Raw genomic sequence first — 702 nt, 5'->3', positions numbered from 1 at the left:
CTTGTCCGTCGGCTGTCATCGTCTCTGGCGTCGGCAGCGTCTGATGTGGCGTAAGCACCTGCCGTGGCAGCCGGCGCCGCCCCCGGCGCCGCCGCCCGCCACGGAGGTCGACTACCTGGAACGCTGCTGGCTGATCTGGGAGGACGCGAGCCGCTCCCTCGCCGCGTTCCGGTCCGCGACCGAGCACGCGCTGACCGTTCGCAACGAGGAGATCGCCGGACGCCGCCCCCGCGGCCGCTTCGACGAGCTCATGGCCGCCGCCGACCGGCGCCTGCGCGCCGACGCCGCGCAGCTCCGCGACGAGCTGGCCCGCGTGGAGCCGCACGTCCCCGCGGAGGTCGCGCCGTTCGACGCGCCGTCCTGGCTGACCTGGCGGCCCCGCACCGACCTGGCCGACGGCGTCCTGCTCGGCCGGCTGTCCACCGCCGAGCTGCCCGACCTGCGGATACCGCTCGTCCTGCGGCTGCCGTGGCGGCGCGCCGTGTGGATCTCCCAGGGCACGATGCCCGGCGACTCCGCCGCCTACGCCTGGTCCCTCGCCACCCGGTTCCTGGCCGCCGCCCCGCCCGGGCTCGTCGGCCTGGAGGTGATCGACGCGGCCGGCCTGTCGGGCGCGGGCTGGCTGCAGGGCTTCGACCCGGGCACGTCCGCCCGGCTGCTCGGCGTCGGCGTCGCCGCCGATCTGGCGCACGTCGACCAGGT

Annotated in this window: 1 pseudogene; it reads left to right on the top strand. The window is 76.8% G+C overall.

Annotated features, from left to right (window positions below):
* Positions 1 to 43: 43 nt before the first annotated feature.
* Positions 44 to 702: pseudogene (locus tag HUX53_RS33440) on the top strand (stress protein); the annotation flags it as partial.

The sequence above is a fragment of the Actinomadura sp. BRA 177 genome (assembly GCF_013372625.1).
Taxonomy (GTDB): Bacteria; Actinomycetota; Actinomycetes; order Streptosporangiales; family Streptosporangiaceae; genus Spirillospora.
Note: the sequence above shows the minus strand (reverse complement) of the source record. Positions and strands in the feature narration are given on the sequence as shown.